The sequence below is a fragment of the Desulfitobacterium nosdiversum genome (assembly GCF_049860565.1).
GTDB lineage: Bacteria > Bacillota > Desulfitobacteriia > Desulfitobacteriales > Desulfitobacteriaceae > Desulfitobacterium_A > Desulfitobacterium_A nosdiversum.
Window position 1 is genome coordinate 1,108,389 of record NZ_CP172056.1, and the last position, 24,017, is coordinate 1,132,405.

Annotated in this window: 19 protein-coding genes; 17 read left to right on the forward strand and 2 right to left on the reverse strand. The window is 44.1% G+C overall.

The window, feature by feature from the left end; genetic code table 11:
- The first annotated feature begins 2 nt into the window (after positions 1-2).
- The 4 genes from ACHOLT_RS05390 to ACHOLT_RS05405 all read left to right on the forward strand — a co-directional run bounded on the left by ACHOLT_RS05390 (position 3) and on the right by ACHOLT_RS05405 (position 4,690).
- A complete protein-coding gene (locus ACHOLT_RS05390) occupies positions 3-722 on the forward strand; it encodes a FadR/GntR family transcriptional regulator (RefSeq protein ID WP_425806300.1) in 720 nt (239 codons plus the stop codon).
- A gap of 237 nt (positions 723-959) precedes the next feature.
- Positions 960-2,348: an FAD-binding oxidoreductase gene (locus ACHOLT_RS05395; RefSeq protein WP_425806301.1), complete on the forward strand. Its 1,389-nt coding sequence runs from the start codon at positions 960-962 to the stop codon at positions 2,346-2,348.
- 1 nt (position 2,349) lies between these two features.
- Positions 2,350-3,654 (forward strand): (Fe-S)-binding protein, encoded by a 1,305-nt coding sequence (locus ACHOLT_RS05400; protein ID WP_425806303.1) that lies wholly within the window; start codon positions 2,350-2,352, stop codon positions 3,652-3,654.
- 178 nt (positions 3,655-3,832) lie between these two features.
- Complete coding sequence (locus tag ACHOLT_RS05405; protein WP_425806305.1) at positions 3,833-4,690, forward strand: methyl-accepting chemotaxis protein; 858 nt, start codon at positions 3,833-3,835, stop codon at positions 4,688-4,690.
- A gap of 10 nt (positions 4,691-4,700) precedes the next feature.
- Here the strand turns inward: ACHOLT_RS05405 and ACHOLT_RS05410 are convergent, their stop codons facing one another.
- A complete protein-coding gene (locus ACHOLT_RS05410; protein WP_425806306.1) occupies positions 4,701-5,786 on the reverse strand; it encodes an HD-GYP domain-containing protein in 1,086 nt (361 codons plus the stop codon).
- 286 nt (positions 5,787-6,072) lie between these two features.
- On the opposite strand from ACHOLT_RS05410, the gene clpP reads away from it, so the two are divergent.
- On the forward strand, positions 6,073-6,687 hold the full coding sequence (clpP, locus tag ACHOLT_RS05415) for an ATP-dependent Clp endopeptidase proteolytic subunit ClpP (RefSeq protein WP_425806307.1): 615 nt from the start codon (positions 6,073-6,075) through the stop codon (positions 6,685-6,687).
- Between the two features lie 86 nt (positions 6,688-6,773).
- On the opposite strand, the gene ACHOLT_RS05420 is transcribed toward clpP, so the two are convergent.
- Complete coding sequence (locus ACHOLT_RS05420) at positions 6,774-7,199, reverse strand: putative ABC transporter permease (RefSeq protein ID WP_425806309.1); 426 nt, start codon at positions 7,197-7,199, stop codon at positions 6,774-6,776.
- 144 nt (positions 7,200-7,343) lie between these two features.
- On the opposite strand from ACHOLT_RS05420, the gene galU reads away from it, so the two are divergent.
- The 12 genes from galU to ACHOLT_RS05480 all read left to right on the forward strand — a co-directional run bounded on the left by galU (position 7,344) and on the right by ACHOLT_RS05480 (position 24,017).
- The gene (gene galU / locus ACHOLT_RS05425; RefSeq protein WP_425807904.1) at positions 7,344-8,225 is read left to right on the forward strand and encodes a UTP--glucose-1-phosphate uridylyltransferase GalU; all 882 of its coding nucleotides are present in this window, start codon (positions 7,344-7,346) and stop codon (positions 8,223-8,225) included.
- An 865-nt stretch (positions 8,226-9,090) separates the two neighbouring features.
- Positions 9,091-9,825, forward strand: a complete 735-nt coding sequence (locus ACHOLT_RS05430) for a hypothetical protein (RefSeq protein WP_425806311.1) — start codon at positions 9,091-9,093, stop codon at positions 9,823-9,825.
- Between the two features lie 584 nt (positions 9,826-10,409).
- Positions 10,410-11,135: a hypothetical protein gene (locus ACHOLT_RS05435; RefSeq protein WP_425806312.1), complete on the forward strand. Its 726-nt coding sequence runs from the start codon at positions 10,410-10,412 to the stop codon at positions 11,133-11,135.
- A 172-nt stretch (positions 11,136-11,307) separates the two neighbouring features.
- Complete coding sequence (locus ACHOLT_RS05440) at positions 11,308-11,466, forward strand: hypothetical protein (RefSeq protein WP_425806313.1); 159 nt, start codon at positions 11,308-11,310, stop codon at positions 11,464-11,466.
- A gap of 34 nt (positions 11,467-11,500) precedes the next feature.
- Positions 11,501-13,186: a cell wall-binding repeat-containing protein gene (locus ACHOLT_RS05445; protein ID WP_425806315.1), complete on the forward strand. Its 1,686-nt coding sequence runs from the start codon at positions 11,501-11,503 to the stop codon at positions 13,184-13,186.
- A gap of 132 nt (positions 13,187-13,318) precedes the next feature.
- Positions 13,319-15,169, forward strand: a complete 1,851-nt coding sequence (locus tag ACHOLT_RS05450; RefSeq protein ID WP_425806316.1) for a polysaccharide biosynthesis protein — start codon at positions 13,319-13,321, stop codon at positions 15,167-15,169.
- A gap of 12 nt (positions 15,170-15,181) precedes the next feature.
- A complete protein-coding gene (locus ACHOLT_RS05455) occupies positions 15,182-16,537 on the forward strand; it encodes a nucleotide sugar dehydrogenase (RefSeq protein WP_425806317.1) in 1,356 nt (451 codons plus the stop codon).
- Between the two features lie 190 nt (positions 16,538-16,727).
- The gene (locus ACHOLT_RS05460) at positions 16,728-17,768 is read left to right on the forward strand and encodes a Gfo/Idh/MocA family protein (protein ID WP_425806318.1); all 1,041 of its coding nucleotides are present in this window, start codon (positions 16,728-16,730) and stop codon (positions 17,766-17,768) included.
- Positions 17,769-18,419: 651 nt separating this feature from the next.
- Complete coding sequence (locus ACHOLT_RS05465) at positions 18,420-19,337, forward strand: DapH/DapD/GlmU-related protein (RefSeq protein WP_425806320.1); 918 nt, start codon at positions 18,420-18,422, stop codon at positions 19,335-19,337.
- Between the two features lie 737 nt (positions 19,338-20,074).
- Positions 20,075-21,175: a DegT/DnrJ/EryC1/StrS family aminotransferase gene (locus ACHOLT_RS05470; protein WP_425806321.1), complete on the forward strand. Its 1,101-nt coding sequence runs from the start codon at positions 20,075-20,077 to the stop codon at positions 21,173-21,175.
- Positions 21,176-21,194: 19 nt separating this feature from the next.
- On the forward strand, positions 21,195-22,694 hold the full coding sequence (locus tag ACHOLT_RS05475; RefSeq protein ID WP_425806322.1) for an O-antigen ligase family protein: 1,500 nt from the start codon (positions 21,195-21,197) through the stop codon (positions 22,692-22,694).
- A 78-nt stretch (positions 22,695-22,772) separates the two neighbouring features.
- Entirely contained in the window at positions 22,773-24,017 is a 1,245-nt protein-coding gene (locus tag ACHOLT_RS05480; protein ID WP_425806323.1) for a glycosyltransferase family 4 protein, read from the forward strand.

Consider the following 24,017-nt stretch of genomic DNA (forward strand, 5'->3'; position numbering starts at 1 on the left):
ACATGGATCTAAAACCCATCAAAAGTAAACGTACTACTGAAATTATTCTCGAACAAATTAAAGCGTTGATTATCAACGGAGAACTCGTTCCGGGAGATAAACTTTTAACCGAAAATGAACTTGCGGAGAGCTTTCAGGTTTCCCGAACCTCGGTTCGGGAGGCTCTTGCCGCTTTGAGCCTGACGGGAATTCTTGAGGTCCGTCAAGGTGAAGGTATTTTTGTTAAATCAGCTTCACCCAATTCGGTTATCGAGCCTCTGAGTTTCATTCTTTTACTCGAGAAAAATGAACTCCAAAATATTCTCGAAGTGAGGAAAGCGCTAGAGGTTGAGGCTGCGGGTCTGGCTTCAGAACGGCGTGACGAGGGAGACCTTGCTCAATTTAAACGCTTGATTGAGCAAATGGAAAAGGACTTGCCCAAAGCAGAGAATAGTGAAAAATTGGATCTTGAATTTCATTTAACATTAGCACGGGCAAGTAAAAATCCACTCTTGAATCGAATGATGAATACGGTTCAGGAAATTATGGGGCAAACGCTTCGAGTGACGCGTGCACTTTGGATTGCAGCCACTGCGGGGACCGCTCAAAGACTTTTTGAGGAGCATCAAGAGATTTATGAAGCAATCGCGTCCCGGGACTCGGAGAAAGCACGAAAAATAACGTATGAACACCTTCGCAAGGTAGAACTGGAACTTGTAAAACTTGCTAAGCTCAAAGCCTAACAATATATATTTTTTATAATAAATTGAAAGAACTTTATCAATTTACGATAAAGTTCTTTTTTTCGCAAAGTACTAAATTGATTGAAAATTTAAGGCTCATATTATAAAATACAACTGTAGTATGGTCAGACCATACTACAGGTTATGGCTTGATAAACTTTGATGCTCGATTCAGCTCACAAGGACTTATGGATTTCTTTACCTACACTAAGGAATGTTTTAAGGAGGGGCATATTGATGTTAAAACCTGAAGTTTTACAGGAGCTCATTCAAGTTCTCGGTAAAGAAAACGTCTTTACTGAAAAGGAAGACTTGATAACGTATGCTTATGATGCAACCGCAGCCATGAAACGGGTTCTCCCGGATGTCGTAATTACTCCGGCAAGTACCGAACAGGTGGCTGAAGTCGTTAAAATCGCGGATAAGTACGATACGCCGATTTATCCCCGCGGTTCCGGAACGAACTTAAGCGGAGGAACAATTCCTTTGAAAAACGGAATTGTTATGTCTATGCTGAATATGAACAAAATTATTGAAGTTGATGCTGAAAACCTAACGGCATGGGTACAACCGGGCGTTATTATTCAGGATTTGAACGACGCTGCTATGGAATTTGGATTGTTTTATCCCCCCGATCCGGGAACAGTTACCACAGCAACGATGGGAGGCTCTGTTTCTGAGTCCTCCGGCGGACTGCGCGGCTTAAAGTACGGCGTAACCAAACACTATGTGATGGGAATGAAATTAGTTCGTGCCAATGGCGATGTTATCAAATGGGGCGGGAAAACGGTTAAGAATGTTTCCGGCTATGACATGACGGCTCTCTTTACAGGAGCCGAAGGTACGCTTGGAATCATCACCGAAATTCTTGTTAAATTACTGCCTACTCCAGAGGCGAAGAAGAGTATTCTCGGCGTATTCCACGATATTGACAAAGCCGGAAATGCAATCTCGGCAATCATCCGGAATAAAGTTATTCCTGCAACCTTGGAAATTATGGATAATATGACAATCAGAACGGTTGAAAACTTCGCACATGCAGGTCTTCCGGTCGATGCAGAGGCCATTTTGCTTTGTGAAGTGGACGGCTATAAAGAAGCTGTTGAACGTGAAGCAGCACTTGTCGAAAAAATTCTCGCGGATGAAGGAGCAACAGAGGTTAAACTCGCTAAAGATGACCATGAACGGGATGTGATTTGGACTGCACGCCGTAATGCACTTCCGGCTCTTGCTCAGATGAAGCCTACGACCGTTCTTGAGGATGCGACTGTTCCTCGCAGCAAAATACCGGATATGCTGAAAGCGATTCGTAAAGTTGCAACGAAATACAATCTGACGATTGGAACATTCGGCCATGCCGGCGATGGCAACCTTCATCCGACGATTCTTACCGATGTCCGTGACAAAGAAGAAATGGTCCGTGTTGAAAAAGCGGTCGATGAAATTTTTGATGTTGCTATTTCCTTAGGCGGAACCCTTTCCGGCGAGCATGGAATTGGTATGGCGAAAGCAAAATATCTCCCGCTTGAATTCGGTGAAGCGGGTGTCAACATGCTCAAAGATATTAAACAGGCCATGGATCCTAAAAATATTTTAAACCCTGGGAAAATGGTGAGGAGGGACTAAAGTGAGCATTTACAGTTCACTCGACTCCATTCGGGAAGAGCTTTATAAATGTATGAAATGCGGAAACTGCCAAGAAGTCTGCCCGATCTATAAAGAAACGCGCCAAGAAGTTGGGGCTGCTCGGGGTAAAATATCCTTGGTAGAAGCAATTTTAGAGGGTGAGGCAGAGATGACCGAAGGCTTAGCCGACCGTCTCTCCCTATGTACCACTTGCGGTGCGTGTTCCGAAAAATGTTCCTGCGGTGTAAGTTTTGGTAAGATTATCCTCGCTGCCCGCGCGGAGGCTGTACGCCAAAAGGGTCTTCATCCTGTTAAAAAATTTGCGTTTAATTTAATCAAACTGAATCGTCTCTTTGATTTCGGCATGAAAACGGGAAGCGTTTTCCAAGGCTTCGCCATGAAGCGGATTAAAGGAAGCGATAAAGGAGCTCGTCTCCGCTTTGACTTCGGCTTGGGCAAAGATAAAGTGCTTCCGAATTTGGCGAAAAAACCGCTTAAGGATGAATTGCCGGAAATCATCAAGGTTCAAAATCCTAAGATGCGTGTGGGTTACTATATTGGCTGTGTGACCAATTATTTCTACACCGATATGGGCAGAGCAGTTGTTGATGTTCTTACTGAAAACGGCTGTGAAGTCGTTGTTCCAAAAGAACAAGGATGCTGCGGTACACCGGCTTCGGTTAACGGAGATGTTGAATCGGCAAAAGTTATGGCACGCCGCAATCTTTTAGCGTTTGAAAAAACCGGTGCCGATGCAATTGTTTCAAACTGTTCTTCCTGCGGAGAATCCTGGAAGCACGTCTTCAGCCAACTCTTTGATGATGAACCGGAGATGAAAGCTCTTGCGGATAAATGGGCTGCAAAGACGTATGATATCTCTGAATTCCTAATTCATAAGGTTCCCTTCAAGAAAGAAGGATTAGGCCGAGTTGACCGCAAAGTGACTTATCATGATCCTTGTCATTTAAACCGCGGCCAAGGAATTAGAAAAGAACCTCGTGAAATTCTCAAAGCAATTCCGGGTGTTGAATTGATTGAGATGAAAAAGCCCGATCGGTGCTGTGGAATGGCGGGTTCCTTCATGCTTGTCCATCCTGATCTTTCTGCTAAAATCTCAGACAAGAAGATTGCGGATATTGCTCAAACTCACACAGATACAGTGGTCACAGGGTGTCCGGCATGTCGTCTGCAGATAACCAGCGGTGTTGTCAATGCCGGACTTAATGAAGATGTTATGCATACGGTTCAAGTCCTTGCTGAATCTTATAAAGCAGGTAAAAAGAGTATTTCTTCAGCAGCCCGTTAAATAATGGGACGAAAGTCCTATTGTAAATTCACTTGAAACTGCCTAATAATGATTCTGGACTAGCCTATCATATTGCCAGGGGATAAAGGGGTGTAAGCCATAAGGCTTACACCCCTTTATCTAAGATTGATGCTTTAATCCTTTAGCAAGATGAAGAATTTAATGAGGAGGATTTTGAATGGAGATTTCGTCACAAGTCGCCAATAAAATCGTGGATTTCATTTATCAGGAGTGCGGCTATCACAGTATTGTCTGTAATCATTCGGGGACGATTATTGCTGATTCGGCAAGGGCACGGGTCGGTGTAGTTCATACAGGCAGTCGGAATATCCTGACAACAGAAAAAGATACGGCAGTGGTGACTGCCGAGGATGCCGAAAAATCGGGTGGCAAACTTAAGGAAGGATTTAGTTTAGCCATTAAGCAAAGCGGCGAGAAAATTGGCAGTTTTGGTATAGCCGGTCCTCTTGATATCATTACACCCATCGCTAATGTTGCTGCAGGAATGGTCGTGACAACAGTAAAAGAGGAAGAACTCAAAAAATTAATTCAAGATCAAGTAATCAGCCTCAATGGGGCAATCGAGCAAGCTGCTGCTGCCATTGAAGAGATGGTAGCCTCTTCTCAGGAAGCTGCAGCCATCAGTCAAGAGGTTTCAGTGAAAGCCGATAAAGGACATGAACAGGTGAAAAAGACGGAGGAGGTTTTAAGCTTTATCCATCGAGTTGCTGACCAGACTAATCTGTTAGGACTCAATGCTGCAATTGAAGCTGCTCGGGCGGGAGAATACGGTCGCGGTTTTTCGGTTGTGGCTGGAGAGGTTCGCAAACTCGCAGAAGAATCAAATGCCTCTGCCAATAACATTCAGGAAATACTGAGTGAATTCCGGTTAACGATTGGAGAAATTACGAAGGGGGTATCGCAGAACGGGAATATTAATCAAGAACAAGTGAAACATACTGAGGAGATAGCACAAATGGTTGAAGGCGTGAGGGAAGTTGGAGGGAAACTTACCGATTTAGCTAATGCTTTATAATATCTTAAGGTTATCCAGCTCTGTTGTATTTTACGGATAGGATGTAACGTGAATTGTCTTGGAGAAGATCAACAATCCATTCACGTTCTACCGGAATTCCCCCAGCATCCATTATGATTCGAATTCGAGGACGGGTGAGATTGGGATATGAATAATGAAGAACAATTCCAGTTTCACCGCTGTTTAAGGTGACTAGCGAATCAGCAGGGTAGAATTGAATCGTATGTAAGAAAGTCTCTATTACCTCTGGCGAGAAATGCGTTTCGGAGCCTTTAAGCAGGATTTCGATTGCGTGATAGGGTGGAAGTCCGGCATGATAAGGCCGATCGGTAATCAAAGCTTCATAGACGTCAGCAACTGCCACGATTTGAGCAGAGGGTGAAATTTCGTGATTAGCTAAACCCTGTGGATAACCAGTTCCGTTCCAACGTTCATGGTGCTGAAGAATTGTAGAGATAACACTTTCCGGTAAAATAAGCCCAGTAGTTCGCTGTACACCGAGTGTGGGATGGGACTGTATGATTTTGAATTCTTCTAAGGTAAGTGCTTCGGGCTTGTTTAGGATTTTATCCGGTAAATTTAACTTGCCAATATCGTGGAGCAAGGCACCGAAAACAAGTCGGCGTAACTTTTCTCCCTTGTAATTAAACTCTTTTCCAATCATAAAAGAAAGAAAAGCGACGTTAATGGAATGCCGGTAGGTCACGCTGTCTGATGTGTATAATAGTTTGAAGTCAGAAGAAATTCCCGGATGAACGAATAAATGCTCTAGAAGAGTATCAATAAATGAAATGGCTTTAAGCATCAGTTGGGGTTTAAAAAGATCCATTTCGAGAAAAATGCGTGAAAGCCAGGGCGAAATTCGTGGATAGTTAATGAGTATAGAAGAGTCGGGATGTTCTGTGATTGGGTTCGCAGCATCCGGCCATTCATAATAAAGACTATTAACGGGCTGACGATTAAAATAAGAAGCAAGTGAAGGAGTCACTACCTGCCCTTTGCCGACAAGAAGATTTCCCTGATGATCAAAATAATCCTGGGAGGCGAATTCTCCGCCTTTAAATCTGTGATTGACGGGTTTTAAAACAAATTGCATTTTTAACGCCTCCATCGAGCAAAGTAGTGGAAATAATATTTAGTTCTCCACGAAGAACGAAATATCCTTTTTTTGCCTGTGAAAAAATGGTAAATTTATGTTGCCGGACTGACCTCTTTAAGTTCTGCATAGAGTAAAAGGGAAAGTTAAAGGTTTAAAATTAGAAATGAAATAAATAAAACCATTTGACCTTAACTGACCTTTGTACTAAAATAGGATTATCAGGAAAGGATATAGAAATATGCCAGAGTAAAAGTATACTAAATGGGATTAAGGAGGATTCATTATGGGGTATCTAGTACCAATGGTCATTGAACAAACCAATCGTGGAGAGCGGTCTTATGATATTTATTCCAGACTGCTGAAGGATCGTATTATCTTTCTTGGAGGGGCAATTGATGATGATGTTGCCAATCTTGTTGTTGCTCAGCTTTTATTCCTAGAAGCAGAGGATCCGGAAAAAGATATATTCCTTTATATTAATAGTCCTGGAGGATCAATTAGTGCAGGAATGGCGATCTATGATACAATGCAGTATATTCGTCCTGATGTGCATACGATTTGTATCGGGTTAGCTGCTAGTATGGGAGCTTTCCTTTTGGCAGCCGGGGCAAAAGGAAAAAGAAGTGCCTTGCCGAATTCCGAAATTTTAATTCACCAACCTCTGATCGGCGGTCAAGGAATTTCCGGGCAAGCTACGGAAGTTGAAATCCATGCTAAGCACTTGCTCTATGTACGGGAAAGAATGAACCGAATTTTGGCAGAACGCACGGGTCAATCGATTGAAAGAATTGCTGCAGATACAGACCGCGACCATTATATGACTGCTGATGAGGCCAAAGAATATGGCCTTATTGATGAAGTTTTCGAAAAGATTGCTGATCTGGAAGAAAAGAAATAAGGTAACGTATATAGAGTAACGTAAATATTGAGAAGGCTGTCCAATTTAGGTAAACTGGAGCAGCCTTCTTTTATGTACGTAAGCCGCTAGGCCTCTAGGCTATCATGAATGATCTCAAATCCTAAACCTGCCAGAAACCATTCGGGTGCCATTCGTAATGTAATCCAGCCGTTGATATTCAAAGGATCGCGATAAACCCAGGGGCAGGAGCCGAGAATAAGACTCAAGATCCAGCCGCTTAGATATTCTATACCCCAGATAAGCGTAAGGTAGATAAAACCTCTAATCCACCATGGCTGGAATTTGATTTTATGATGAATAGGTTCGAGGAAGACGGCTAAACCGTAGATTGGCAACATTACTAAAAATGTAAAACCATGCATGCTCCAATCCCCTCGAAGAAGAGAAGCAAGGCCGGTATATATAACTTCTAGGGTTAACCCAAGAAAGCCATAAATCAGAAAGCGTACTCCGCGATGACGTGATAATGAAGAAATACGGACCTCCATCATATAAACTTCACCTCTAGTATATAAATGGATAAAATTTAACTTGTTTTAGTATGGATGAAGCTTATAGCATCATATACATTTTTCGGGATACTCAATTAAATATGATATACTAAAAAGTAAATTGTAGTGAGGAGAGAATTAATGATGCGGAGAATCCGAAAAGCTGTTATTCCGGCCGCCGGTTTAGGTACTCGCTTTTTACCGGCAACAAAAGCCCAACCTAAAGAAATGCTGCCGATTGTTGACAAACCTACAATTCAATACATAGTAGAAGAAGCGGTTAGTTCAGGTATAGAAGATATTATAATTGTTACAGGACGCAACAAACGTGCTATTGAAGATCATTTCGATCGATCCGTCGAATTAGAGAGCTTCCTTGAAAAAGGCGGAAAAGAAGATCTGCTGGATATGGTTCAAGACATCGCCCGTTTAGTCGATATTTACTATGTCCGCCAGAAGGAAGCACTAGGCTTGGGTCATGCAATTTATTGTGCCCGTAAATTTATCGGAGATGAGCCTTTCGCTGTTCTTCTGGGGGATGACGTCATATATTCGGAAGTTCCGTGCCTTCGTCAAATGCTTAATCACTATGAACGCTATGGAGCAAGCATGGTAGGTGTTCAGAAAGTTCCGCTTGAGGAGACATCAAAGTACGGAATCGTTGACGGTACCCAATTTGGGGATCGATTATATCGTGCAAATGATTTTGTAGAAAAACCGCAGCCTGAAGATGCACCGCAATCTCGCTTGGCGATTATGGGGCGTTATCTTTTAAATCCGGAAATTTTTGATATACTTGAACGCCTTCAGCCCGGTAAGGGAGGAGAAATCCAACTTACCGACGGTATTCAGGAACTTGGGAAGATTCAGGAGATCTTAGCCTACGATTTTGAGGGGCAAAGATATGACGTTGGCGATAAGCTGGGGTTTGTGCAGGCTACAATTGAATATGCTTTGCGCCGAAAAGAACTGTCTGAGGATTTGACGACTTATCTTAGGAATTTGGTGAATACGAACTTATCTTAGAAATTAGAGACGCATGAATGCAGGCATCTGGGGAGAGTTGCGATTACAGCTGCTCCGGCCGGGCGCTCGCAGAGCAAACTAACGGCTCAAACTGCCGGATGAATGCGGGCGGGGTTCGGCGCCAGAATCGGCGTCCTGCCTCTGTTGGCGCCCGTGCCCATCCATGGGCACGCCCCGCTGATGCAAGCGCAGTTTGAGCCGAGTTTGCTGGCTGCTCGCTTAAAGGCCTCCGCATCTGTACTCGCAACTCTCTAGGTCGCTTCATCGGTCCCTCTTGCATGTCTTGCTTCATAGTTCTGGAGGCGGCGTGCGCATTCTGCACCCAAGGCCGCTGATTCAAGCTTTATAAGCAAGAAATACCCGGAAGTGGATTTTGATTTACAAGAGTGAACGACTAAAGCAAGCAGCTACCAGCCTTAGGCAGTGACGACTTCACGAAAGCAAAGGGTTGCGCATAGGATGTGCGCAACCGCCAACAGAGTCAGGAGACGATTTTGGCGGGGACCCGCGACCCCAAATAAGGAGTCAGTGCCTTAGGCTGGATCTGCGAAGCGTCCGGAGTGAACGGATGTAAATCAAAATCCACCTCCCCCAGAGAAATTCTTAATATTCAACTGAATTTCCACACATATTTTCAGGAGAAAAGCTTCTTTTCTTAATCGAAAAGCAAACTTTTCTCTTTCTTTTTTTCTTGAATGCTGTTTAATTTGCACGAAGATAGGGAATACAAGGGCACTCTATGACAGATTGGACAAGCTCGGGACGGAAAAAGGTTCATATAATTCAGGAAAAGTGACACGATTTCCCTCAAGTAATTGGTAATATATGGGTGAAATAATATTTCAAATTTAAAGGAGGGAGATTCATGGAATTTGACCAAAGGAAAGTGCTCACTCTGGCAGGAACTCTCGTTCTGGCCGGTGCTGTCGTTGTCGGCGGAATTTATGGACCGAGTGCCTGGAAGGTCTTTATGAATAAGACTGCTTCAGGCGATCAAGTCGTTGTCCAGACGCCACCTGTGGATAATGCTAATGCGACCCAAGGTGGCGCTAATGGCAATTCTTCAGCGAAGTCCGGATCGCCAGGAGCAAGTCCAGCGGCTTCAGTAACGAATCCGCCGGGTATTAATGTTACTCCGCAAGGAGATGTTTCAGGGCCAAAGAAATATAAAGAGCCTGACACGAAAGAAATATCGCTTGCCCCGTCAATCGAGGGATTTTTCGGGGAAAGCGGGCTCAGTGACAACACAAGGGATCTTGTGTTTAGTACTGCTTGGAATATTCATCAATATGTCGATGGATATCTGTTTGGTCCAAATGCCGGGCCGCAAATGAACGAGCAGGATATTGAAAAGTACATCGTTTTTCATAAAAAAGTTTTGGAAAGTCAGTTGAAGAAAGAAAGCGGAGCAAATAAAGCTTCAGCCTTTACGAATTATCTTGAGGTTATGCTTAATCGTGGAATGGACGCATTCAATACGAAAGACAAGGTGCGTATTGAACAATTCCACCAAGAGGTTCATGATCTTGACGCGCATCTTATGCGGAACGATTCCAGCGCGAAGATATATGGCGCAACTCCCTTTGCCACCAAACGGTAACGAATCCAAGCTCGTCTAAGATATGCGGGAAGGGTATCCAGGAATATTTGCAGGCAAGGATTGCGCAATGAATCAGGGCTTAATGTTCAAAGAGTAAGGATTTGAAGCCGGAGTGAAGAAGGGCAACCGCACATATAATCAGGAAATCAAGATAGAATCATTAAAACTGAATAGAGCGGTCTGAGCTCCTAAGACCGGAAGACAAGGAGCAGAAAACAGCCCTTGTGAAGGGCCCTCCTTATGGAGAAATCGAACAGACAGACCTTAAGAAAGAACTGCTTCCTACTAAATAAATATCCGACTGAGAGGAATGAAATTGGACGGATAAGAATCTTGAACTTTTTCAAGAACACTGAAATGAATTTATATTTGGAGATAGGCTGCGCGCAAAATAGGCCTAGGCAAGAAAAATTGAATAAGGAAAACAATTTTAAGCTCATCGCGTTTGAGCGCCGGAGTAAAGCCTGCCCAAAAGGACAGGTTTTACTTTTTTATTTGCTTGTGTCTAAAATCTCTTTTAGTGGGTAATGATAGATCTAATAGAAATTTTATATCCATTAAAGGTAAAGGAGATTTTTGTTTTTATGCGTAAGATTAATTGGCTCATAGGATCTATAACGTTAGGAATGGGTATGGTTATTGGAATTGTAGGCTATGCCGCTGCAACAACACCATCAACGGGTAACCCTCTATTGACGAAATTGGGGATAGGGAAAGAAGCTCAAATGGTTAGCAGTACGGTTAAGTCCGATGCTGCAAATACTGATCCTCTAAATTCCAATACAACGAATTCTAATACAGCAAGTCAAAATATATTGAATCCAAGCCCTGATTTAAATGGAAATTCAAGTTTACCCGCTTCAGCTTCAGGGGAAGAAAGTGCGACAGGGAATAATGGATCCTCTTCCGTGCCTAACGAACTTGCACAAAAAATTATTGGAGATTATAAGCAAGATATAGGGTACTTTTTTGGAGCGTGGAAGGCTGCCGATATGATTAAATTTCGTTCCAGTTTGTCAAAAGCTTATGTTGGGGATCTCTACGAAAAACACGCACGTCAGGCGGAAGGATATATAACTCAGGGCGTTGGAATGGATGTCAGCGATCTTCGCTTTGATGAAGTTAAAGTTGAATCTGCTACTGTATCCTCAGCAACACTTGTAGCAACATATCGCTATACGGCTCAGGACTATAGACTAGGAGAGGATACATCGCAAGGTGAGAAAACAGAACATCTTGTTCATATCCGAGTCAATTTAATTCAATCCAATGCACGTTGGCTGATCTCAGGAGAAACTCCACTCGAGTAATTACTTAATTCATTGATGATAATTACTTCTCTAAAAATAGGTCTTTTAGCCTTAATGTAAGGCTAAAGGCCTATTTTTATTTATCTCAGCAATTGCCAAGGAAATGGAGCAGGAAACTTTAACAAAGATGTTGAAATAGGAGGAATTAGCCCCGGCTGAGGAGGTTTTTTAGTTGAAAAAGAAAAAGACAAGCAGAAGATATATAAAATTAGGGATTAGCCTTTTGCTGAGTACTTTGCTGATCGTTCAAGGATCTAACGGTTCAAGCTTGCTCTGGGCAGCAACTGCGGATTCATCAAGTCCGACAGGAACAACTATGACCTCAGACTAACCCTTCCACGGATATTATCAACCAGAAACTTGAGATGATTGCTAAGGAAAAACAGATTCCGAGTGTTCTTTTGAAAGCGATTGCTTATCAGGAAAGCACATGGAGGCAATTTGACAGCCAGGGAAATCCCCTCATGAGCAGAACTGTTCACCCGGCGATAGGGATTATGCAAGTCGCAACCTATAATGATAGCGATCTGGATACGATCCAAAAACTAAAGACAGATATCGATTTTAATATTCGATGGGGGGCGGATCTTCTTAATGAAAAATGGGCATTTGTGCCTAAAATCGGAGATGGCGACCGTAATAAATTAGAAAACTGGTACTTCGCTCTTTGGGCCTATAATATATGGTCGGGGAAAAATAATCCCAATGAAGCGAGTTCACAAACGACTTCAGGAAGCACTTCTACTACACAAGGCAGTACCGGAGCGCCTTTATCGAATCCCGCAGGGAGTGCCGCCGGCAATTCTCTTCCGGTTTATCAGGATCGCTTATTAAACGTAGTTGCTAATCCGCCCTCTTGGTTGTCTCGTTATATCCAGGCGGTCACGATTACACGCATTCCGACGAGCTCCTTACCCGCGACGGGGGTACCTCAAGCGGCAGTGCAGTGGACAACACCTCAACCTTTTCATTTAGGAGATATATCTTCAGGGAAGACGACTCAAGTAATCCCTTCTTGGACACGCCTCCAAGGGATGGATCGAATAGATACAGCAATAAAACAAGCACAAAAAGGGTGGACACAAGGTGCTGCTTCAGTTATCCTTGCCCGCGCCGATGATTTTCCTGATGCGTTAGCAGGCGTTCCCTTAGCGGCTCAATTAAATGCTCCTATCCTGCTCACTTCTCCTAAGGAGCTCGATCAAAGGGTTATAACCGCCATTAAGACACTTCATCCTCAAAATATTTATCTCCTTGGCGGAACGGGCGCGATTGGGACTGAAGTGATAACTGCACTGCAACAAAATGGATGGGGTCAGGGGAATATCATTCGTATCAGCGGCGAAAGCCGCTATGGGACAGCTGCGAGCATAGCCTTAGCTTCGTCAGCAACGAGCCTGTCGTCCTTAATAAACAAAGGAAACATTTCCCTTGCAACACTGCCTCAAACGTTCTCACTGCAAAACACTCCTGCTGCAGTTCTTGCCACAGGAGACAATTTTCCGGATGCGTTAAGCATTGCTTCGATTGCGGGAGGAAAAAGGATGCCTATTCTTTTAACTGCCCCACAGGAGTTACCGACAGAAAGTTTGGAAGCACTAAAGCGTATTCATCCAAGTAAAGTTTACATCGTGGGAGGCGAAGGAGTTATATCGTCAAAGATTGAGCAGGCACTCTTCAAAGAATTAGGGATATCTTCTTCGCAGGTTAAGCGCCTTTCAGGAGCAAGCCGTTATGATACGATGACTGCTGTTGCTCAGGAATTTCAAGGGAATATTCAAAAGCTAACGTTTGCTACGGGTGAAGATTTTCCGGATGCTCTTGCCGGCGCTGCTTTAGCAGCACACCAAAATTCGACAGTCATTCTTCTTCCGAAGGATTCAATAAATGAATTCCCAACGCTGAAAACATGGATCAAAGGAAAGCTTCAGAGTCTTACGTCGGTATCGGGTAATTCCTCCTCTAGTCCCATTACAATACCTGAATTTTATGTATTGGGCGGAACCGGCGCTATTCCTCTGGAACTCGAAAGCGAGCTCAAAGGTCTCTGAACCTGTGAAGGGGGAGTACATGTCCTGTTGTAAAACGGTAAAAACTATAGTAAACTGTAAAACGGTGATTTGTTCTGAAGTATTTAAAGGGATTTTGACTATTCCCTCAAATTGAAGAAGGGACTAAAATTCATGTTGTTACGTAAAAGAACACTGATGTTATTAGCAATTGATGCCGTACTTGTCAATCTCGCTGTATTTTTAAGCTTCTATATTAAATTTGAAGGAAATATACCTCCCGAATATTCTTTGACGTTGACCCATTCAGCTTGGGTTGCAGCGCTTACGTATTTGGTTGTTTTTTATGTTTTTGGATTGTACAAAAGGCTTTGGCAGTATGCCAGCACAGGGGAACTTCTTTTAATCCTTTTCGCGGTGACGGTAGGAACAGCAGGAACGGTCACTCTTGTTTATTTCCTGGCACCGATGCGCTTCCCTCATTCAGTTGCAGCGCTGCTCTGGTTTACCACGCTGTTCTTCGTAGGGGGCTCACGCTTTATGTGGCGGATTTTACAGGAGAATCTTTTTACACCTCACGTTCCAGGCTCGCAGAAACAAGTACTTATCGTTGGAGCAGGGGATGCAGGCGTAGTAGCTGTGCGAGAATTGAAAAATCGGAATTACCATGAGGGTCGGCCCGTCGGATTCATTGATGATGATCCGCAGAAACAAAGGCTTCAGCTCATGGGGATTCCTGTATTGGGCACGCATAAAGATATTCCGCGCGTGGTTAATAATCATAACATTGATGAAGTAGTCATTGCGATGCCTTCGGCGTCCGGTGATGTTATTCGTGAGATTGTTCAAATTACGGAGAAATCCGGAGTGGATTTAAAAATTTTGCCCGGTGTTTTTGATTTGCTAAGCGGTAAAATTGATACCAAGGGAATTCGGGAAGTGCAAGTAGAAGACTTGCTCGGACGTGAACAAGTCGTAGTTGATCTCGAGGAAGTCGCCAGTTATTTAAGCGGTGAAACGGTTTTTGTAACAGGAGGCGGAGGCTCAATCGGTTCGGAAATCTGCCGTCAGGTTATGAAGTTTAATCCGGGGAAACTTGTAATTTTAGGACATGGCGAAAACACTGTTTTCGACATCGAACAAGAACTTCGGACGGAACATCCTGGAATTGACCTGGCAACAGAAATTGTGGATATCAAGGATAGGGATAAGATTCAGCTTATCTTTGAACGGTATCGGCCGGGGGTTGTTTTCCACGCAGCAGCCCATAAACACGTTCCTTTAATGGAAAAGAATCCGGAAGAGGCTTTGAAAAATAATATCGTCGGTTCCTATAATTTAGCAGAAGCGGCAGATGCCGTACATGTTAAAACCTTTGTTCTTATTTCTACAGATAAAGCCGTGAATCCGACAAGCGTCATGGGTGCGACAAAGCGCGTAACGGAAATGATTATCCAAACGATGGACAAGCGTTCCAAAACAAAATTTGTCGCAGTACGCTTTGGAAATGTTTTAGGAAGCCGGGGAAGCGTTATACCGACCTTCAAAAAGCAGATTGCCAAGGGCGGTCCGGTTACGGTAACTCATCCTGAAATGGTACGATTCTTTATGACCATTCCTGAGGCTTCACAGCTGGTCATTCAGGCTGGAGCGATGGCCCAGGGAGGAGAAATATTTATCCTTGATATGGGTAAACCTGTTAAGATTTTAGATCTGGCCCGTGACCTGATTCGATTGTCGGGATTTGAACCTGATGTGGATATACCCATTAAATTTACGGGTATGCGACCGGGTGAAAAGCTATACGAAGAATTGCTTACGGCGGAGGAAGGAACAACGGCTACGAAGCATAAACGAATCTTTGTCGCGAAGCCGCATCCTGTTGAACCGGAAAAGCTCGAAGATATTATTCATACTGTACGCGAGCGGGGCACCTACCTTTCTAAAGATGAGGTTGTTCAGTTGCTTCAAAAAGTCATTCCGGGATTTAGAAAACAAGCTGCAAAATCTGTTGCCAACCAATAAGGAGGAAATAAAATGCTAGAACTTAAAGAGGTAATTACCGAGGAGGATGTTCTCGCCAAGAACCTTAAAGAAAAAATTTTAAACCGTACTGCAGTTGTTGGGGTCATTGGCCTTGGTTATGTTGGGTTGCCGCTTGCTGTTGAAAAAGGTAAAGTTGGATTTAAAGTGATCGGTTTTGATCTTGATGCCAAAAAGGTTGCTCGGGTCAATGCAGGTGATAATTATATCGGGGATGTTAAGGATGTCGAACTTCAAGAACTTGCGCAAAAAGGAATTCTTACTGCGACGACGGATTTTGACCAATTGAAGGAATGTGATGTCGTTGTCATTTGTGTACCTACTCCGCTTACCGTTACCCGTGATCCGGATATTTCTTATATGGAATCAGCTGCCAAAGATATTGTGAAACGGCTGCGTCCCGGACAACTCATAACCTTAGAGAGCACGACCTATCCGGGGACGACTCAGGAGGTTATTTTGCCCCTCTTAGAAGAGAGCGGTTTAAAAGTTGGGAAGGACTTCTTTCTCGCTTTTTCGCCTGAGCGTGTTGATCCGGGAAATAAACGCTTTTCGACCAAAAATACCTCAAAAGTTTGCGGCGGTGTAACTCCAATTTGCTTGGAGATCGCTTATACCTTCTATTCACAAACGATTATTAATGTTGTTCCGGTGTCCTCGCCTGCTGCAGCAGAGCTGACCAAAGTCTTTGAAAATACGTATCGTGCGGTAAATATCGCTATGGTTAATGAGCTAATGCTTCTTTGTGACAGGATGGGACTGGACATTTGGGAAGTTGTTGAGGCCGCAGGGACAAAACCCTTTGGTATTCAAACCTTCTGGCCAGGGCCTGGTGTTGGCGGCCACTGCATTCCGATTGATCCATTCTATCTTACTTGGAAAGCACGGGAGTATGATTTCCATACTCGCTTTATTGAACTGGCGGGTGAAGTAAATATCGAAGCATCTTATCACGTTATTGATAAAGTGGTCCGTGCATTGAATAATGAGAATAAGAGTTTAAAAGATGCCAAAGTTCTTGTGCTCGGAGTAGCCTATAAAAATGATATTGATGACGTTCGTGAGTCGCCTGCTCTTAAAGTTATGGAACTTCTCCGAAGAAACGGCGCAGACATCGTTTACCACGATCCGTTCGTGCCTGCGATCGAACCTCATGGCGGCAGCACAGTGCATATGGACAGCATTGAGCTGACAGATGAAGCTCTGAGTACGGCGGATTGTGTTCTTATCCTAACAGGACATAGTGCCCTTGATTATGAACATATTGTTGAGAAGGCGCAGCTTGTAGTGGATACACGGAATGCAACAAAGAATGTTAAAAATAATCGTGAAAAGATCGTAAAGATCTGATCCGGCAGTATAACCGAAAAGCAATTACAAAAGAATAAATGAAGAGGGGAATCGGGAGATTCCCCTTTGCCTAATAATAAGCCTTATGTATAATGGTTCTAAGACGTGGCTAAAAAAATAAAGAGTTAAATAGCTGTTAATTAACAATTTTTTAGATTTGAATACTTATTTTTGAGGGAGAGAAAGAATTATGGATAAGAAAGTACGTTTTGCTATTATTGGCTGTGGACGGATTGCTCCGAAGCATGCAGAATCAATTGTTGCTTTACCTGAAGCTGAACTCGTCGCTGTTTGTGATATCATTCCGGAAAAAGCTCAAGCATTTGCTGATAAGTATGGGGCTAAACCCTATACCTCTTATGAAGAAATGTTAGCCAAGGAAGACATTGAAGTCGTGACCATTGCGACTTCCTCCGATTTACATGCGCCGATTGGAATCGCTGCGGCGAAATCCGGAAAGCACGTCATGGTTGAAAAACCGATGGCGATGACTCTAAAAAGTGCTGACGAACTGATCAAAACCTGTAAGGATAATGGTGTTAAGCTCGAAGTCATTCATCAAAATCGGTTTAACAAGTCTGTAAAACTGATGCGCAAGGCATTAGAAGAAGGCCGCTTCGGCAAAATGACTCATGGACAAGCTACAGTACGCTGGAATCGGGATGATAATTACTACGCCCAGGCTTCTTGGCGCGGTACAAAACTTCAAGACGGCGGCGTGCTGATGAACCAATCGATCCATAATATTGACTTACTCCAATGGACGTTTGGACCGGTTGAATCCGTATTTGGGTATACAACTACAGCTATGCGCAAAATTGAGATGGAAGACGTCGGCGGCGCTGTCATTAAGTTCAAAAGCGGTGCAATTGGTCTGATTGAAGCTGCTTCAACAATCTATCCTAAAAATATCGAAGAGACCTTAAACGTATTTGGTTCAACGGGTTCGGTTATAATCGGCGGAATTGCGGTCAATCGAATCGAGACCTGGGAATTCCCTGAGAGCGAAGAGGAGAAGAAGCAGATTTTTGCCAGCCAAGAAAGCGATCCTCCGACAGTTTACGGCTTTGGGCATCGTGAGGTTATCAGCGATATGATTCAAGCCATCCTTGAAGATCGGATGCCGGCTATCCCTGGCGAAGAAGGGCGTAAGGCGTTAGAGATTATTCTTGCGATTTATAAATGTCAGGAAACGAAGGAGCCAGTAGTATTCCCGCTCGTTGAGGAGTAAGAATGTATCTGGGGAGAGTTGCGATTACAGCTGCTCCGGCCGGGCGCTCGCAGAGCAAACTAACGGCTCAAACTGCTCTATGAATGATGCGGGGTTCGGCGCCAGAATCGCCATCCTTGGCTCTGTTGGCGCCCGTGCCCATCCATGGGCACGCCCCGCTGATGCAAGCGCAGTCTGAGCCGAGTTTGCTGACTGCTCGCTTAAAGGCCTCCGCATCTGTACTCGCAACTCTCTGGGTCGCTTCTTAGGTCCTCTTGCATGAACGACTTTCATGACTCAGGAGGCAGCATGGTACATTCTGTACCATAGGCTGCGAATGCAAGTAATTACCAGCGAGAAATGCCTGGATGTGGATTTTGATTTACAGGAGAGAACGACTAAAGCGAGCAGTAGCCAGCCTTAGGCAGTGCCGACTTCTTAAAAGCAAAGGGTTGCGCATAGGACGTGCGCAACCGCCAACAGAGCCAAGGATGGCGATTTTGGCGGGGACCCGCGACCCCAAATAAGGAGTCAGTGCCTTAGGCTGGATCTGCGAAGCGCCCGGAGTGAACGGATGTAAACAAAATCCACCCCCAGAGACTTTCTTAACTCTTAAGAGCCTTTCATGCAAAGGCAAGTAATACGAACTCGCGAAAACGAGGTGTAAATAATATGACAAATAGTAATACACATAGTCTGGTTATCTCCAGAACAGCTAATTTCCCGGAGACTGTGACCTTCAGCCCATTCTGCGTTATCGGTGAAGGTGTAACACTGGGGGAGAATGTCGTCTTAGGTGTAGGGTGCATTATCTCAGATGGAGTGACAATTGGTACCGGGACAGTCTTAGGTCATCATGTTACCGTGGATCATGGAGTCTCTCTTGGAGAAGGATGTCAACTCGGAAGCCACGTAAGCGTTGGGGCATGGGCAAAAATTGGAGCTCGGACAAAAGTTGGCGAACATACCACGATTTATCCTCAAGCCGATTTAGGAGACGAGGGTTTCATTGGAAGCAACTCCTCAATTGGCCGTTTTCCAAAGGCTGCGGCAACAAGCACAGTCAAAGCCCATGCTGATTTACCGTCCCTCAAGATGGGGAATGGCTATACCGCGGGATGCTCCGTGGTACTCTATTCAGGGACAAGCTATGGTGATAAAGTCTTTATCGGCGACGGAGCGATGGTTCGTGAACGCTGTATAATAGGTAAAAACGTGGTCATCGGGAGCGGCACAGCTGTCGAGAATGATACGAAAATCGGTGAGTTCACCAAAATTCAGACCGGATGTTATATCACCGCCTATATGGAAATAGAAGATCATGTTTTCATTGCTCCGATGGTTGCGACAACCAATGATAACTTTATGGGGCGTACGGAAAAACGCTTTAAGTATATTAAGGGTGCGCATATCGGAAGAGGCGCCCGGGTCGGGGGAGCTTCTATTCTCCTGCCGGGAGTCCACGTAGCTCCCGAGACGTTTGTCGCGGCCGGCGCTTTAGTTACGAAGGATACGAAGGAAAAACGGGTGATGATCGGTTTTCCGGCTCGCGATGTGCGGCCTGTGCCGGATGAAGAGCTGCTTCCGTAAGCTTTCTGCGAGGGCATGAATCTGGGGAGAGTTGCGATTACAGCTGCTCCGGCCGGGCGCTCGCAGAGCAAACTAGCGGCTCAAACTGCTCTATGAATGAGGCGGGGTTCGGCGCCAGAATCGCCATCCTGGCTCAGTTGGCGCCCGGAAACATCCATGTTTCCGCCCCGCTGATGCAAGCGCAGTTTTCGCCGAGTTTGCTAGCTGCTCGCTTAAAGGCCTCCGCATCTGTACTCGCAACTCTCTAAGCTGCTTCATAGGTCCTTTTGCATGAAAGGCTTTTACGGCTAAGGAGGCAGCATGGTACATTCTGTATCATAGGCTGCGAAAGCAAGCAATCACCAGCGAGAAAGACCTGGAAGTGGATTTTGATTTACAGGAGTGAACGACTAAAGCAAGCAGCTACCAGCCTTAGGCAGTGACGACTTCTTAAAAGCAAAGGGTTGCGCATACGATGTGCGCAACCGCCAACAGAGTCAGGAGACGATTTTGGCGGGAACCCGTGACCCCAAATGAGGAGTCAGTGCCTTAGGCTGGTCTGCGAAGCGCCCGGAGTGAATGGCTGTAAACAAAATCCACTCCCCAAAGCCATTCTTAATCCTGTAAAACCAAGCTTCAACAGCCTCCAATAAGACGCGAATTTTGTAGAAACGCCGACAAGGGGTATAATAAGAGAATCTAATAAGAATTGGAACTCAAACACATATCGATAACTAAGCGTAAAGGAGATAAGAAGAATGAGCATACCGCTTTTAGACCTTAAAGCACAGTACTTAACGATTAAGGATGATATTGACCAAGCAATTCAGCGGGTTTTGGATTCCAGCAAATTTGTTCTCGGACCGGAAATGAGAGCGTTCGAGGAAGAAATGGCTGCGTACTGCGGTGTTAAAGAAGCAGTAGCTGTTGGCAATGGAACGGATGCTTTGTTGCTTGCTTTAAGAGGCTTTGACGTAGGACCTGGGGATGAAGTCATTACAACTCCTTTTACCTTTTTTGCGTCCGCTGAGACGATTGCAGCCCTTGGAGCAACTCCTGTTTTTGTCGATATTGATCCAGTAACATTAAACATGGACTTAGATCAATTAGAGTCAAAGATCACACCACGGACAAAGGCTATTATCCCGGTGCATATTTTCGGCCAAATGGTTGATGTAGAGCGTGTCATGGAAATTGCGGCCCGTCACGACTTAAAAGTGCTTGAGGATTCGGCTCAGGCCATTGGTGCTAATTACCGCGGGCGCAAGGCCGCTTCGATTGGACATGCCGGAACCTTTAGTTTCTTTCCTACAAAGAACTTAGGAGCTTATGGTGATGCAGGGATGATTGTCACGGATGATGAGGCTCTGGCTGCGCATTTGCGGATGCTTCGCTTCCATGGCTGCCAGACAAAGTACTATCACGATGAAATCGGCTATAACAGCCGCATGGATGAACTACAAGCGGCTATTTTACGCGTGAAGTTCAAACATATTGATGAGTGGAACGCAGCTCGCAGGGAAAAAGCGCAGATCTACAATGAGCTTTTAGCAGGTTTGCCGTTAACTTTGCCGGGTATCGACCCGGAAGGAACCCCTGTGTTTCATCTTTATGTTTTAAGAACGGAAAAACGGGAGGAGCTTATGGCGGCACTGAAGGAACAGGGGATCGGTACAGCAATTTACTATCCGGTTCCGCTTCATCTGCAACGTGCCTTCCGAGATCTGGGCTATAATGAAGGGGATCTTCCCGTCGCCGAGAAAGCCTGCAGCCAGGCCATGGCATTGCCCTGTTTTCCTGAACTGACTTTAGAACAACAAAAAGAAATTGTTTCAGTTATAAAAAAGGTTCTGAAATAAGCGGAGAGTGGGATGTTCAGTGAAAGATAAGAAAATATTAAATATTATCTATGTGCTCTTCATTTTGGGGAACCTTTTATTGACCCCCAGCCTATTTGTACTGGATGCGTATGCATTGATTATGGGGCTAATCATTATTAACCATATTCGCTGGGAAAACGGACAGGAACTGCTTTATTACTTCGTTTTGTTGTTTTCCGTAATGGACTTTACTTTCAATCTGCCGCTCTTTGGACGTCTCAATATTTATTATTTGCATATCGCATTATTTATCTTAATCGTATGGATGCTGGTTTCGTTCTTGAAAAAGAAGCCGAACCTTAATCCGAAACAGTTAACGCAAAACAAATATCTTCTTTTTCTTTCGATCTTCATTGCCTATATGGTGATTTCTTTGATTTGGGCAGAGAGTAAGGGAATGGCCATCAAATACATGATTAACTACGCGATCATGATTTGCTTCATGCTGGTTGTATTTAAGTTCAATCCAAATCAGCGGAAACTAAAAGAAACACTCAAAATTTTAGCCTATACGCTCTTGCCCATTTTAATTATTGGGGCCATCGAAATGACAGGATTTAGAATTATGCCTGTTCGTAACGTTTTCTCAGATTTGGGCTGGTATGTCAAAGGTCCGGAATATCTTAAAACAATTCCTGAGGTTTTCTTCTACAATCCCAATAACTATGGCGTTTATCTGATTATGGCAATGACATTTATCCTGCCGTTTATTGTATATAACAAAAATAAAGGATTAAACGCATTGTTTTGGTTGATGCAGCTGGGCGCGCTTCTTAATCTGATTTTCAGTACGTCACGAACAGCCTATATCGTGATGCTTTTGACGATGGTTGGCTTTATGCTGTTCTTCTTTTTGATGAGAGAGCGGGAGAAATTTCGAAAAGCACTTGTTGTCGGACTGACTACAATCATCGTCTTTTATAGCTTGTCCTTTGTACCCAGCCTTACACTTTATTATGGAAAGTTTAATGATACCCCCTTGGTTAATAAACTCAGTCTAAAGGCTAAAAAAACAGTTCAGCCGATTGCTGAATTTGGAGAAGAGGGTTCAACGAGCGAGCGCATGACCATCATTATGGATATTGCCAAGGGAGTTGTACTGCAAGGCCATGTACAGGGTTTCGGCGTGAATAACACAGGCGTGTATCTTAAGAAGGTGGGTAATACCCATGGAATTGTCAATCCGCATAGCCTTTGGTTTGAAATTCTTGGTGATTTCGGAATCGGGATTTTCCTCTATCTTATCTTTATCTATTTGAATCTTCTTTGGGATCTTATTAAAGTTTATAAAGAAAGCCTAAAAACAAATCCTTACGGATTAACTTCATATACCGCCATGAGCTTGATCGCGGCACTGGGGGGATTTATCTTAACCGCTTTTGCTCCGAGTTCTGTCATTAGTTTTCCGCAGATGTGGCTGTTGTATGGTTTAAGTGCTGCGATTATCCTTCGTCGCAAAACGTTTCTCGAAGGATCATCCTATAACCGCCTAGAGTAAGGAAAGATGATGATTTATGAGCAGCGTAATAGGCAGTGAAGCTTTGAGAACTGAAATTCGAAAGTATAGGTGGACTTCGTGAGGATTTTGATTTTGGCAGGCTGGTATCCGAATGGCAATAATCCGATGAAAGGGACGTTTATCCGGGAGCAGGCTTTAGCACTGCTAAAAGCGGGTCTTCCGGTTGCCGTCTTTTATCCTTTTGATGAAGAGCTTAAGTCTGGCGAAATGAAGGAAAATGTTGAAGATGGCATCAAGGTTTACAGGGCCAACACATTAGGTAACGGAAATCGGTTTATCGGACGATTTCGGAGTTATAGCAGAGTCTTTGGCTTACTAAAGAGGATTATACAGGATTTTCAGCCGAACCTCCTACATGTTCATGTCGGATACCCGGCAGGAATCATGGCTTATCTATTTACGCGCAGACACGAAATGCCCTATCTTATTACTGAGCATATGTCTTATTTACAGGACTATGTTGATAAATGGCAGCATCGCTTCCTTTTAAAGAGAGCCTTTGAACATGCTCAAAGGGTTCTTCCTGTAAGTACGGCTTTAGAAAGGCAGTTTTCTTTTTGGGGATGGTTTGTTCAAAGTCAAAAAGTACCTAATGTCGTAGATACGGAAAGATTTCAGCTGATTAAGGTACGTTCTTCAGCTTCTGAGGACGATTCTGAATGCAGTTTAGAATCCAAAAATGTTCTGCGGATTCTGTTTGCGGGAAATATGGAAGAGACCGAGGTTAAAGGGGTTCAGTATTTATTGCCCGCATTTGCCCAACTCGTAGAAAGCAGAAGATCTTCTGAACAGACACTTCATCTTGATCTGGTGGGAGATGGAAGTAAACGAACGGACTATGAGCACTTAGCGTTAAAGCTTGGAATAGCCGGCTTTGTTACGTTTCATGGCCGGGTTAGCCCGAAAGAAATGCCTTCATTTTATCAAAGAGCTGACCTGTTGGTCCTTCCTTCAATAAAGGAGACGTTTGGATGCGTGCTTATCGAGGCAATGGCCTGCGGAAAGCCGGTATTAGCTACTGCCTGCGGCGGCCCTCAGGATATCGTTAGGGAAAACAGCGGCTTTTTGGTTCCGCCGGGAAATATACCCGCTCTCGTTAAAGGCTTGGAGAATATGCTTTCTTCCCTTGAAAATTATGATCCGGAAGAAATTAGAAAATATGCGATACAAAATTATAGCCCTGGGGCTGTAGCCAAAAGGCTCATCAAAATCTATGAGGAAATCCTCTCAGGGAATACAAGGGATAATCTGAACAGCAATAACTCCGGCGACGATGTAAACGAACGAGAAGGGAAGAATTAG